16 protein-coding genes, 1 tRNA gene and 1 pseudogene are annotated in these 11,212 nt (G+C 53.9%); 14 read left to right on the forward strand and 4 right to left on the reverse strand.

All coding sequences use genetic code 11. The features are described 5' to 3' along the window. The first annotated feature begins 45 nt into the window (after window positions 1-45). The 10 genes and pseudogenes from EHO01S_RS10320 to EHO01S_RS17565 all read left to right on the forward strand — a co-directional run bounded on the left by EHO01S_RS10320 (window position 46) and on the right by EHO01S_RS17565 (window position 5,147). On the forward strand, window positions 46-279 hold the full coding sequence (locus EHO01S_RS10320; RefSeq protein WP_024523878.1) for a DUF905 domain-containing protein: 234 nt from the start codon (window positions 46-48) through the stop codon (window positions 277-279). A 119-nt stretch (window positions 280-398) separates the two neighbouring features. Then, window positions 399-1,217: a DUF932 domain-containing protein gene (locus EHO01S_RS10325; protein ID WP_001234406.1), complete on the forward strand. Its 819-nt coding sequence runs from the start codon at window positions 399-401 to the stop codon at window positions 1,215-1,217. 267 nt (window positions 1,218-1,484) lie between these two features. Further along, the gene (locus tag EHO01S_RS10330; RefSeq protein WP_024523879.1) at window positions 1,485-1,955 is read left to right on the forward strand and encodes an antirestriction protein; all 471 of its coding nucleotides are present in this window, start codon (window positions 1,485-1,487) and stop codon (window positions 1,953-1,955) included. 11 nt (window positions 1,956-1,966) lie between these two features. After that, complete coding sequence (radC, locus tag EHO01S_RS10335) at window positions 1,967-2,446, forward strand: RadC family protein (protein ID WP_000437750.1); 480 nt, start codon at window positions 1,967-1,969, stop codon at window positions 2,444-2,446. A gap of 20 nt (window positions 2,447-2,466) precedes the next feature. Next, window positions 2,467-2,688, forward strand: a complete 222-nt coding sequence (locus EHO01S_RS10340) for a DUF987 domain-containing protein (RefSeq protein WP_000691981.1) — start codon at window positions 2,467-2,469, stop codon at window positions 2,686-2,688. Between the two features lie 23 nt (window positions 2,689-2,711). Further along, a complete protein-coding gene (locus EHO01S_RS18335) occupies window positions 2,712-3,071 on the forward strand; it encodes a type IV toxin-antitoxin system YeeU family antitoxin (protein ID WP_000066236.1) in 360 nt (119 codons plus the stop codon). Between the two features lie 50 nt (window positions 3,072-3,121). Continuing rightward, window positions 3,122-3,499 (forward strand): TA system toxin CbtA family protein, encoded by a 378-nt coding sequence (locus tag EHO01S_RS10350; protein ID WP_001194695.1) that lies wholly within the window; start codon window positions 3,122-3,124, stop codon window positions 3,497-3,499. Next, on the forward strand, window positions 3,496-3,987 hold the full coding sequence (locus tag EHO01S_RS10355; RefSeq protein WP_000777682.1) for a DUF5983 family protein: 492 nt from the start codon (window positions 3,496-3,498) through the stop codon (window positions 3,985-3,987). Before EHO01S_RS10350 ends, EHO01S_RS10355 begins: the two co-directional genes overlap by 4 nt. A 31-nt stretch (window positions 3,988-4,018) precedes the next feature. After that, window positions 4,019-4,222, forward strand: coding sequence for a DUF957 domain-containing protein (locus EHO01S_RS10360; protein WP_000413747.1), 204 nt, complete (start codon window positions 4,019-4,021; stop codon window positions 4,220-4,222). 80 nt (window positions 4,223-4,302) lie between these two features. After that, window positions 4,303-5,147, forward strand: a pseudogene (locus EHO01S_RS17565) (DUF4942 domain-containing protein). Between the two features lie 132 nt (window positions 5,148-5,279). Here the strand turns inward: EHO01S_RS17565 and EHO01S_RS10370 are convergent. Together EHO01S_RS10370 and dnaQ are read right to left on the reverse strand one after the other, a co-directional pair. Beyond that, window positions 5,280-5,356: transfer RNA gene (locus tag EHO01S_RS10370), tRNA-Asp, on the reverse strand. A gap of 133 nt (window positions 5,357-5,489) precedes the next feature. Beyond that, window positions 5,490-6,221 (reverse strand): DNA polymerase III subunit epsilon, encoded by a 732-nt coding sequence (gene dnaQ / locus EHO01S_RS10375; protein WP_024523880.1) that lies wholly within the window; start codon window positions 6,219-6,221, stop codon window positions 5,490-5,492. A 67-nt stretch (window positions 6,222-6,288) separates the two neighbouring features. Between dnaQ and rnhA the strand changes: the two genes are divergently transcribed. Next, on the forward strand, window positions 6,289-6,759 hold the full coding sequence (gene rnhA, locus EHO01S_RS10380) for a ribonuclease HI (protein ID WP_024523881.1): 471 nt from the start codon (window positions 6,289-6,291) through the stop codon (window positions 6,757-6,759). Here the strand turns inward: rnhA and EHO01S_RS10385 are convergent. After that, complete coding sequence (locus EHO01S_RS10385; protein ID WP_024523882.1) at window positions 6,756-7,478, reverse strand: class I SAM-dependent methyltransferase; 723 nt, start codon at window positions 7,476-7,478, stop codon at window positions 6,756-6,758. The genes rnhA and EHO01S_RS10385 overlap by 4 nt on opposite strands. A 31-nt stretch (window positions 7,479-7,509) precedes the next feature. Between EHO01S_RS10385 and gloB the strand changes: the two genes are divergently transcribed. Together gloB and mltD are read left to right on the forward strand one after the other, a co-directional pair. Further along, window positions 7,510-8,265: a hydroxyacylglutathione hydrolase gene (gene gloB, locus EHO01S_RS10390; RefSeq protein ID WP_024523883.1), complete on the forward strand. Its 756-nt coding sequence runs from the start codon at window positions 7,510-7,512 to the stop codon at window positions 8,263-8,265. A 69-nt stretch (window positions 8,266-8,334) separates the two neighbouring features. After that, complete coding sequence (gene mltD, locus EHO01S_RS10395; protein ID WP_035370461.1) at window positions 8,335-9,714, forward strand: murein transglycosylase D; 1,380 nt, start codon at window positions 8,335-8,337, stop codon at window positions 9,712-9,714. 55 nt (window positions 9,715-9,769) lie between these two features. On the opposite strand, the gene EHO01S_RS10400 is transcribed toward mltD, so the two are convergent. Further along, the gene (locus tag EHO01S_RS10400) at window positions 9,770-10,555 is read right to left on the reverse strand and encodes an endonuclease/exonuclease/phosphatase family protein (RefSeq protein ID WP_024523885.1); all 786 of its coding nucleotides are present in this window, start codon (window positions 10,553-10,555) and stop codon (window positions 9,770-9,772) included. Between the two features lie 301 nt (window positions 10,556-10,856). Between EHO01S_RS10400 and EHO01S_RS19420 the strand changes: the two genes are divergently transcribed. Continuing rightward, window positions 10,857-11,066 carry a transposase gene (locus EHO01S_RS19420; protein WP_024523886.1) on the forward strand — a complete coding sequence of 70 codons (210 nt, stop codon included), beginning with the start codon at window positions 10,857-10,859 and terminating at the stop codon, window positions 11,064-11,066. Window positions 11,067-11,212 lie beyond the last annotated feature (146 nt).

Here is an 11,212-nt window from a genome sequence, read left to right on the forward strand (position 1 = left end):
TCGCTTATGCAACAGGGGCTTTTTGTTATTAAGGAAACAATCTGTATGCCAGAACTTACTGTACTGCCTTATGGTCCGTTTACCCGCCAGCAGTCAGCGGCTGTGGCGTCACAATACACCAACGTTGCTACAGAGGATGACCAGAACACACATTTTCGCCTGGTGGTCCGGAATACCGACGGCAGGATGCACTGGCGGGCCAGGAACTTTGAGCCGGAGGCGGGTTACTGGCTGAACCGCTATCTCACCAGCGATGGCATTCGCAGAGCCACAACGTAATACATACTACCGTTACCTTCAGCATACCACCCGCAACGATGTTATAAACAGAGCTAGGCCACACCTCCTTCGGGAAGTGTGGCCTTTCGTATTTTTATCGAGAGAATAAGGAGTTATCCATGCGACTCGCCAGCCGCTTTGGCCGTATCAATCAGATCCGCCGCGACCGCCCCTTAACCCATGAAGAATTAATGCAGGTTGTTCCCAGCGTCTTCGGGGAAGGTAAGCACGTGTCCCGTTCAGACCATTACAGCTACATACCGACCATTACCCTGCTGGAGAACCTGCAGCGTGAAGGATTCCAGCCGTTCTTTGCCTGCCAGACCCGCGTCAGGGACCAGAGCCGCCGTGAGCATACGAAACATATGCTGCGCCTGCGTCGCTCCGGGCAGATAACCGGTCAGCAGGTGCCGGAAATTATCCTGCTCAATTCGCATGACGGTTCGTCCAGTTACCAGATGTTGCCGGGGTATTTCCGTGCCATCTGTACCAACGGTCTCGTCTGCGGGCAGTCATTTGGCGAGGTGCGAGTGCCACACCGGGGAAATGTCGTGGAGAAAGTGATTGAAGGCGCTTACGAAGTCCTCGGTGTGTTCGACCGGGTGGAAGAGAAGCGTGATGCGATGCAGTCGCTTTTACTCCCGCCACCGGCACAACAGGCTTTTGCCAGAGCCGCGCTGACGTACCGCTTCGGGGAAGAGCACCAGCCGGTGACGGAAGCGCAGATACTGACACCCCGCCGCTATGAAGACCGTCAGGATGACCTGTGGTCGGTTTTTAATCGGTGCCAGGAGAACCTGCTCAAAGGGGGGCTGCCAGGACGTACTGCCAAAGGCAAACGCAGCCATACCCGCGCGGTGAAAGGCATCGACGGCGACGTTAAGCTCAACCGGGCACTCTGGGTGATGGCGGAAAAACTGCAGCAGGCGCTGAGCTGATGCCACCACTGCCTGATAACGCCCACCCGGCCGCCATTAATCCTGCCCCCTGGAGAACAACCCCGGCAGCCGCCCCATCTCCGATGACGACCTGTGCGCCTGTGCTCACACCTTCTTTATCGTCCCGGTGAACTCAGTTTCTGCCGGTTAAGTCTCGCTGACGGCCACTGGCCCTCACACTGTGATGAAGACGGCTATGCGCAGTCCTGTCCGTCACTCCGATTGAACCGGTATCCCCAACATAATGAATGAAAGAGGAAAAACAACATGACCGATAACACTCTGCCACTGTTCACACCCGCAGCAGATGCTCCTGCTGCGGCTCAGCATCAGATTATCGCTATACCGGTAACCGATGAGAACCGCATCAGCTTCTGGCCGCAGCACTTTGGCAGCATTCCGCAGTGGATAATCCTTGAGCCGACCATCTTCGCGTGGATGGACCGCTTCTGCACGGACTACAGCGGCGGCATCTGGAATTTTTACACGCTGAGCAACGGCGGCGCGTTTATGGCCCCGGAAGTGGAGAACGATGAACTCTGGTCGCTGTTTAACACGATGAACGGCAACGGCGGTGACATGAGTGCCGAAGCTGCAGGGATTGCGGTCTGTCTGATGGCTTTCAGCCACCATGCCTGCCGTACCGAATGCGACGCCATGACGGAGCACTACTACCGCCTGCGGGACTACGCGCTCAACCACACGGAATGCAACGCCATCATGCACATCATCGACTGAGGTCAGCCGCTATGGAGCAACAGTTACCGTTGTTTGCCCGTGAATTAGCCCCTGCCGACCAGCAGACAGTCAGGAAAGCCTTATCTCTGCTGGAGTGCCAGCTACGTGAAACCGGCGCGTCATTTACTTCCAGCCATGCCGTCCGCGACTGGCTGCGCCTGCAGCTCGCGTCACTGGAGCGGGAAGAGTTTACCGCGCTCTTTCTCGATAACCAGCATCGCCTGATAGCCCACGAAACGCTATTTACCGGCACCATCAACCATACGCAGGTCCATCCCCGCGAAGTGGTGAAGGCCGGTCTGAAGCATAACTGCGCCGCTGTCATTGTCGCCCATAGCCATCCCTCCGGGGAGGCTGAACCCAGCAAGGCAGACCGTCAGGTCACTACGCGTATTCAGCAGGCGCTGGACCTGGTTGATATCCGCTTGCTGGACCACCTGGTGGTCGGCGGCATGGAGATCACCTCGTTTGCAGATCGTGGCTGGCTGTAGCACAACAGGAGAATAACCGAATGAAAATTATCAGTAAACGTCAGGCTATGGCGATATACCGCCAGCATCCGCAGTCCCGGTTGTTTCCCTTCTGCACGGGTAAATACAAATGGTCTGGCAGCATCTGCCACTACGCTGGGCAGGAGGTTCAGGATATCAGCGGTGTGCTCGCGGTCTTCGCTGAACGCCGTCAGAACCGCAACGGCCCCTATGTCGTATTACGCAGCGTCACGCTGAATTAACACACGTTTAAGGAAGGCTAAAATTGTCGAATAAAATACCGACAGTAAACCACGATATCACTGAACCCTGGTGGGGGCTTAAACGCAGTATCACGCCCTGTTTTGGCGCACGGCTGGTGCAGTCGGGCAACTGTCTGCATTATCTCGCTGACCGGGCCAGCATCACCGGACAGTTCAGCGACGGGGATTTACGGCATCTCGACCAGGCATTTCCACTGCTGCTCAAACAGCTTGAACTGATGCTCACCAGCGGTGAACTCACTCCCCGCCATCAGCACTGTGTCACGCTCTATGCAAAAGGGCTGACCTGCGAGGCCGACTCCCTCGGCTCGCATGGTTACGTATACCTGGCGATTTATCCGACACCAGCGGCAACCGCGTAAAGCTTCTTACTACTTACCCTCGTTTTACCCATCAACAAAGAGATCCCACTATGCAAACCCAACCACTATCCTCAACGCAGGAGGCTACATCACGCCCGTCACCGGTGGAGATCTGGCAACGGCTTCTGAGCCACCTGTTGGATCGTCACTACGGTCTGACGCTTAACGACACGCCGTTTGGCAACGACGGTGTGATTCAGGAGCATATCGACGCCGGTATATCACTGTGCGACGCCGTGAATTTTATTGTGGAGAAGTACGATCTGGTGCGCATCGATCGTCACGGTTTCAGTACAGAAACACAGTTGCCGCGTCTCACCAGTATCGATATTCTCCGCGCCCGCAAAGCCACCGGGTTGATGACTCGCAACGATTACAGAACGGTGACCGACATCACCACCGGTAAATACCGTGGGGGGCATCGATGAAGTTATCCCTGACGGTAGAAGCCGACGCCATCAACGTTCTGGCCCTGAATGCGGGCCGGATCGCTGTGGATATTGACGGCATTGAACTGGCTGCGCTGATCGATGTGGTCTGTGATAACGGTTATTCCCTTCGCGTTGCTGACTCCCCCGGAAAGCTGGTCGTTGAAGATCCGCTTCCACCCGTCGCCCGCGTTAATGGCATCCAGTGCAGTACCGCGCATATTACGGAGAAAGACAACGCTCTGCTGTTTACTCTTTCACACCAGAATGAAGACTTTGGTGAGTCGGAATGGATTAGTTACACCGGGTCGGGTTATCTGCTCCACCTGGGTGCCTGGTCATTTCCGGTCTTACGCCTCAAACGTCTCGGTCTGTCGAAAGCCTGCCGTCGGTTAGTAGTGACGCTTATCCGTCGCTACGCCGTTGGCATTGTTCATCTGGATGCCTTTGGCGAAGTGCTGCCGGGCTTTGACATTTTCGACTGGTAAATCTTCTCACCAATAAGCACAGGATATTCTCATGGAGAAATTAACCACCGAAGTGGCTCTCAACGTTCTGATTGACTGGCTGCAGGACAACATCGATTGTGGGAACATGATTATTTTCGACAACGACGAAGACAACACCGATTCAGCAGTGCTGTTGCCCTGGATTGAACGTGCGCGTCAGGACGTTCGCGATCTCCGTCATCTTCAACTTCTGCGACAGACCAGTACAGATTAACCACCGAACAGTACTCATCACTTACTCATAATCGCCAGCCCTCACCGGCTGGCGCTTTGCTTTATATAAGGAACGAAATAATGTCAGAGCTTACTCTCACCAAACCCGAAGTATTAACCGGCCACACCGACGTGATTTGCTCCACCAGCATTGAGCGTATTGTCACGGGACGTAATGCCGCGCTGGCGCAGATTGAAGTGCTCATGCAACAACTGGACGATGTTTCGATGCTGACCCGCAGTATCGGGGGAAAAACCGCGCTGGACTGGGCTATGAAGCAGGATTTCCGTTGCGGCTGCTGGTTGATGGAGAAACCAGAAGCGGCGATGAAAGCTATTACCCGTAATCTCGATCGCAGCATATGGCGAGACCTGATGAAGAAGTCGGGCATGATTTCGCTCATGGATGCTCAGGCTCATGACCAGTGGTACAACAGTCTGGAAAAGGATGACATTCCTGCCGTCAGCGAAGAGAATATTCTCAGCACGTTTGAGCAACTGCATCTGAACAAGGGCGAGGTGTTTGAGCGCGGAGTGATAAATGTGTTCAAAGGTTTAAGCTGGAATTTTAAGACAAATTCCCCTGCAAGTTTGGGGCGAAAATTATCGTTACCGGACTAGTCAAGTTCGATCGGTGGGGATTTGGGCTTAACTGGGGCTGGCAGCGTGACCGGTTAGCTGACCTTGAGCGTATGCTGATGCTTCTTGATGGCAAACCGGTTCCCTACAACCGCGCTGACGTTACCCGTCGTCTCAGCGATCATATCCATGAGAACAGGCACAGTAACCGTTACGAGGATGAGATGTTTGTGATTAAGTATTTTCAGAAGGGAACTGCACACATCGTATTCAAGCGACCTGAGTTGATTGATAAGCTGAACAACATCATCGCCCGACACTATCCGGGAGCACTGCCAGCGAGATGAGAGGTGAGTGAGTTGTCCGAAGCTATCTCAGGTGAGCCAGTGCAAGCCGGACGGCAATGGCATACTGGATGGCATACCGAAAAAAACAAGCATAAAAAAGGCCATGCTAATCAATAGCATGGCCTCGAATAGTGGCGGAACGGACGGGACTCGAACCCGCGACCCCCTGCGTGACAGGCAGGTATTCTAACCAACTGAACTACCGCTCCGCGTTGTCCCCGTTGGGGGAACGAGGCGCATATTACGGGGCGAGCCGGGTGGCGTCAACCCTTTTTCTTCCTCCTCCTATCGTTCGCGCATATTTTGTACTTTGTGGCGATTTTTCAGTAAGTTTTAGCCTTATCAGCTACGCCACAAGCAGCTGCCGCCCTTCTTCTGCACCAAATCTAGACGTTGCTCATGCGCAGCCAGTTCCGCTTCGCTGGCGTGCACTACCCGTAACCCCTGAGCTCCGCGCACCACCCGCCGGATCTCCGAGACCTGTACCTGCGTCGCATTATCGCCCTCACTGGCAAAGGCCAACGACGTCTGGCCGCCGGTCATGATCAGATAGACATCGGCCAGGATCTGGGCATCGAGCAATGCCCCGTGTAGGGTTCGCTTGCTGTTATCGATCTCATAACGGTTGCACAGCGCATCCAGACTATTACGCTTACCGGGGAACAGGCGGCGCGCCATCACCAGACTGTCAGTAATCGTACAGAAGGTTTCCGTCTTAGGCAGATCGCGCGCGAGTTTAGCGAATTCGTAGTCCATAAAGCCGATATCGAACGGCGCATTATGGATCACCAGCTCTGCCCCCCGGATAAAATCGAGGAACTCATCGACAACATCGGCGAAACTGGGCTTGTCCAACAAGAAGTCATCGCTGATGCCATGCACCGTAAACGCCTCCGGGTCGACCAGGCGATCCGGCTTGAGGTAGACGTGAAAGTTGCGGCCGGTCAGCCGACGGTTAATGACTTCGACAGCGCCGATCTCAATGATGCGGTGCCCTTCGTAATGAGCACCGACCTGGTTCATACCGGTGGTTTCCGTATCGAGGACAATTTGGCGGGCGATTGGGGTATTCATTTTGCTGTGCTCATCGTGTCACTTTATGTCAGACTCACGGTTTTGATCAGGGAATAGTCTACCAGAGATGTTAAAGCAGGTTGAGATTTTCACCGATGGTTCCTGCCTGGGAAATCCGGGACCGGGCGGTTATGGCGCCATACTGCGCTACCGGCAGCATGAGAAGGCGCTCAGCGCCGGCTATCGTCTAACGACCAACAACCGCATGGAGCTGCTGGCGGCGATCGTCGCACTGGAAGCGTTGACCAGCGACTGCCAGGTAAAGCTCTACAGCGATAGCCAATACGTGCGCCAAGGTATCACCCAATGGATCCATGGTTGGAAACGGCGTGGCTGGAAAACCGCAGACAAGAAACCGGTCAAAAATGTCGATCTGTGGCAACGATTAGACCAAGCCATTCAATCGCATCAGGTTGAATGGATATGGGTTAAAGGCCACGCAGGCCATCCAGAAAACGAACGCTGCGATGAGCTAGCGCGCCAGGCCGCGGGTAAACCGACACGAGATGACGAGGGCTACCGCCCCGAAGGGGGCTAACCCGGACGCCGTAGGCTCTTCGCCGCGCCGCCCAAGGCCCGGCGAATCCCCGGACGAGCGCGCAAAGCGCGCTGCGGCGTCAACGTCAACGGAATAGTGCGCTTACGCGCCACGATCAACATCAGACACCCCATCGCCGGGAAATGTTTACTCAGTAACGACATTGACGGCTGATGCCAGGGCAACACCTGAAAACGGGAAGCTTCCAACACCTCATAATTCAAGAGAGTCAACCAATCCATGATACGCCCCATGCTAAACATGCGGCTATTGTAAGGGGGACGACGGCGTAATCCCGGCACCAACCGCCCTATTCCTAGCAGGCTGAAGGGACTGAATCCGCTGATGATCAGCCAACCGTCATCCACCAAGATCCGATCGACTTCGCGCAACACCTGATGTGGGTTAGTCGCATAACCCAGAGCATGTCCCAGTAGACAAGCATCCACCGACTTAGCGGCGAAAGGTAAATGGGCTAAATCGGTGATGACCTGAAGATGCTCTCCCTGCGCGGCCACATTCACTTGATGTGATATGGTACAACGGTCTGTCGCTAGATCGGCGCTCAACGCCCCCAACTTTAGCAGATGGTAGCCAAATAGTTTCGGCCACCAGGGCGTCAGGCGTAACTCCAACGCGGCCCGGTAGTGCATCCCCCAGGGGATACGCCGCCAGGTGAACGGTTCGCTAGATGAGGAGTTACTGAGTGCCGCTTTCATCGCCACCTCTGACTTTGGAGAAGATAACATCATGGATCTTATCGGCCTTCCTGTCCTACAGGATAACTACATCTGGCTGCTAATCAATCCGCAACGTCAATGCCTGATCGTCGATCCGGGTATCGCTACACCGGTTTTACACTATTTGACAGAGAATCGGATAACCCCTAAAGCCATTCTGCTTACCCATCACCATAATGACCACGTTGGCGGCGTTGCAGAGATCGTTAAAGCCTACCCTGATATGCCGGTTTACGGCCCGGCAGAAACCCGCGAGGCGGGATGCACTCAGGTGGTGGCCGACAACGAGACATTATCTCTGCTCGGACTTCAGGTTACTGTCCTCGCCGTCCCTGGGCATACGCGAGGCCATGTGGCCTACTACAGCGCGCCCTACCTGTTTTGCGGCGATACCCTGTTTTCCGCCGGTTGCGGTCGCCTATTTGAGGGTACGCCACAGCAGATGTTTGACTCGTTGCAACGCATTTTGCAACTTCCCGATAACACATTGGTGTGTTGCGCACACGAATATACCGAGTCAAATCTGCGGTTTGCACGCCATGTCTTACCACAAAACAGGCTAATAGAAACATATCAGCAACACGTAGCGGCGTTGCGGGCAAAACACCAACCTACGGTGCCTACAACCCTACAGATTGAGAAGGAAATTAATCCTTTCTTACTCTGTTATGATGATGATTTGCAAAGGAATGTAGGTTTTCCTGCGCAACCTAATGAGATTTGGCGAGTTTTTGCCTGTCTACGTGACATGAAAGACAGCTTTTAAAGCTTTTTCTTGTGTTACGCGACCAAGCAAAGTATTATTGCTCGTCTTTTAATCACCAGTGACACACACATGAAGGCTAAAGCGATAATCTTCGCCTCTGTGTTGTTAGCAGGCTGCCACGGGGGTTCCCAGCCACAGCCAGAGCAACATGCACAGAGTTTGTCTTCTGTCAGTCGAAGTGAAGCAGGACAGCCCTCGGCCGCACGAGCGACCTCCGCGCGATGGGGAAACACCAGTAGTACCATCGCGCAGGATGATTTATGGGGCTTCATTAGTGACGACATGAAGATGAAGGTTCCGGATAACTACCGGGTCCGTGAGCAAAGAAACAAGTACTTACGCAATAAGAGCTATCTCCACGATGTAACATTACGGGCAGAGCCGTACATGTACTGGATTGTCGAGCAGATTAAGAAACGTAATATGCCGATGGAACTGGTACTGCTACCCATAGTGGAGAGCGCTTTTAATCCGCATGCAACGTCATCGGCCAATGCCGCCGGGCTATGGCAGATCGTGCCTCAAACGGGTCGTAATTACGGATTAAAACAAAATCAATGGTATGACGGTCGCCGAGACGTCGCCGCTTCAACCACGGCAGCGCTGGATATGATGCAGCGCATGAACAAAATGTTCGATGGTGACTGGCTGCTGACCCTCGCCGCCTTTAACAGCGGTGAAGGGCGTGTCATGCAAGCGATCAAGGCTAACAAGCGCAAAGGGCGTCCGACCGATTTCTGGTCGCTTTCGCTGCCGCGTGAAACGTCGGTGTATGTGCCGAAGGTGCTAGCGTTAAGCGACATCATCAAGCACAACCAACGCTATGGGATTAAGCTACCGAAGTCGAACCAAGAGCGCGCCTTGGCACGCGTCGAGGTTGGTCAGCAGATTCAGCTCAGCCAAGCGGCCGAGATGGCGGGCATGTCGCTGACCAAACTGAAGTCGTTTAATTCAGGCTATAAACGTAACGTGACGGCTCCGCAAGGCCATGGTCCGCGTTACATCATGGTTCCCTTGGCGCATGTTGATCGTCTTAAGGACTCATTGGCCGAACGTGAAATCGCGGCGATTCAGCCCGATGTACAGTTGGCTGATAACCGTACGGCCACGACCTACAAGGTACGCAGTGGTGATACCATCTCAGGGATCGCCCGCCGTTTGAACATGACACAACGGGCGCTGCTAAGCATGAATAATCTGCGTGGCAGCACGTTAAAGGCGGGGCAGACGCTGAAAGTATCTACCAACGGTGGGGCGCGGATGCTGGCGGACAACACCATCACCTACAAGGTGCGTAAAGGTGACTCGCTCTCCAGTATTGCACGTCGTCATGGCGTCGAGCTTGATGACGTAATGCGTTGGAATAGTAAGGTGAACGATAACGGCCAGATCCAGCCGGGCGACTTGCTGACTCTGTATGTGAAAGATAAACAAGACGGCAATAGCTAATCGCTGACGTCTTCGAGTATAAAAAAAGCGCCCTCATGGCGCTTTTTTTATACCGCTACTCGGGACGAAACTCGACCAATAGCGGGTTATGATCCGATGCCTGAGTGACTAATACCGAGGCCTCGACTACGCCCAGTCCACGATAAAACACGAAGTCCAACGGCCGGCCAAAGGCGGTACGCCGCTGATCGTTAGTAAAATGTACCTCACGTAGATCCATGCCGCTGGCAAAGCGCCTCAGAGCATTCAGGCGGCGATTACTCCAGGCATTGAAATCCCCCGCCATGATCACCGGCCCCTTATGCAAGGCGATCTGCTCACCGATAGGATCTAACTGTTTGCTATACACCTCAACGCCCAGACTAAAATTCACCGCATGGATGTTGACCACCATCAGCAAACGCCCATCAAATAATGGATAAACCGTCACCAACGCCGACTTTGCCAGACGGATCAGCGGCTCTTTCTCACGTAATGGACAGCAATAGATCGGATGTGCCGCCGCCAGCGTCATAACGCCTGATGGGTGCTGCGGTAGGGAAAACGCCGGGACCTGATCGGCAGTCAGATAGTTACTGGTTGCGAAGCGCACCAATTCGGGCGTGGTCTGCGCCTCTTGCAGCAGCACTAACTGTGAGCGCCGCCCATATTCTCTCAACACCTTGAGCCAATCGGCGCGTTGCTGCTTGAAGATATTCCAGACCATTATGCGTAGGATATCGTCGCTCGGCAACGTATGCGTCGCCGTCACGGGTTGGCCAAGCTCATGAATGGCGCCGGGGAAAATGCGCATTGCCGGCATACCCGCCGTGTAGCGCATAGCAAAGTTCTTTTTGCGCACGTTTACCGCCTGTTGCTCAAAATACACCGTAGAGACGAGCCGGGATGGCGCACACACTACGTAATCGTAACGAGTCTACTCTTCTGTTATAGGCATGCACAGCATGAAATACAATCGATATAGCAGCGAGACGCACGCAACACCTCAGCCAGGGAAAATATAGAGATAGCCTACCCCACCATAAAGACAGAGTGGCAGTGTAGGTCCGGATTGGCACTGCCCATACCCTGCCCCAAATCCTGCTCCAGACAAAAACAGAATTCCAGCATGATAAACACGTCCCTGAACGGAGGTAGTGCTAATGAAAAAGTCACGATACACCAAAGAGCAAATTATCTTTGCGCTGAAGCCGACGGAGCTGGATACATCCGAGCCGGATGTCTACCACAAGCAGAGTATCTCCGACGCCATGTTTTACACATGGCTAAAGAGGACAGAATCTGCGTTCGACAGAGGCGGCAGGGAGGCTGGCGTGCAGACGTCCTTTCCCGTAGCCACTGAAAACCGATAATGATTCTGAAGTATTGGATAGGTGAATGTATGAAAGACGGATGAGCATCGACAGCTCACTTCATTCGGTAGATTTTATGCTCGCCTATCCAATATCCATAGGATAGCAATGAAAAAAGGCCCATGTTAATAAATAACATGGGCCTC

Source organism: Edwardsiella hoshinae NBRC 105699 = ATCC 33379, assembly GCF_000474215.1.
GTDB lineage: Bacteria > Pseudomonadota > Gammaproteobacteria > Enterobacterales > Enterobacteriaceae > Edwardsiella > Edwardsiella hoshinae.

Bases quoted from the DNA above. Each gene is read 5' to 3' on its own strand.
- EHO01S_RS10320 (WP_024523878.1), top strand. From the start codon at position 46: ATGCCAGAACTTACTGTACTGCCTTATGGTCCGTTTACCCGCCAGCAG.
- EHO01S_RS10325 (WP_001234406.1), top strand. From the start codon at position 399: ATGCGACTCGCCAGCCGCTTTGGCCGTATCAATCAGATCCGCCGCGAC.
- EHO01S_RS10330 (WP_024523879.1), top strand. From the start codon at position 1,485: ATGACCGATAACACTCTGCCACTGTTCACACCCGCAGCAGATGCTCCT.
- radC (WP_000437750.1), top strand. From the start codon at position 1,967: ATGGAGCAACAGTTACCGTTGTTTGCCCGTGAATTAGCCCCTGCCGAC.
- EHO01S_RS10340 (WP_000691981.1), top strand. From the start codon at position 2,467: ATGAAAATTATCAGTAAACGTCAGGCTATGGCGATATACCGCCAGCAT.
- EHO01S_RS10350 (WP_001194695.1), top strand. From the start codon at position 3,122: ATGCAAACCCAACCACTATCCTCAACGCAGGAGGCTACATCACGCCCG.
- EHO01S_RS10355 (WP_000777682.1), top strand. From the start codon at position 3,496: ATGAAGTTATCCCTGACGGTAGAAGCCGACGCCATCAACGTTCTGGCC.
- EHO01S_RS10360 (WP_000413747.1), top strand. From the start codon at position 4,019: ATGGAGAAATTAACCACCGAAGTGGCTCTCAACGTTCTGATTGACTGG.
- dnaQ (WP_024523880.1), bottom strand. From the start codon at position 6,221: ATGAATACCCCAATCGCCCGCCAAATTGTCCTCGATACGGAAACCACC.
- rnhA (WP_024523881.1), top strand. From the start codon at position 6,289: ATGTTAAAGCAGGTTGAGATTTTCACCGATGGTTCCTGCCTGGGAAAT.
- EHO01S_RS10385 (WP_024523882.1), bottom strand. From the start codon at position 7,478: ATGAAAGCGGCACTCAGTAACTCCTCATCTAGCGAACCGTTCACCTGG.
- gloB (WP_024523883.1), top strand. From the start codon at position 7,510: ATGGATCTTATCGGCCTTCCTGTCCTACAGGATAACTACATCTGGCTG.
- mltD (WP_035370461.1), top strand. From the start codon at position 8,335: ATGAAGGCTAAAGCGATAATCTTCGCCTCTGTGTTGTTAGCAGGCTGC.
- EHO01S_RS19420 (WP_024523886.1), top strand. From the start codon at position 10,857: ATGAAAAAGTCACGATACACCAAAGAGCAAATTATCTTTGCGCTGAAG.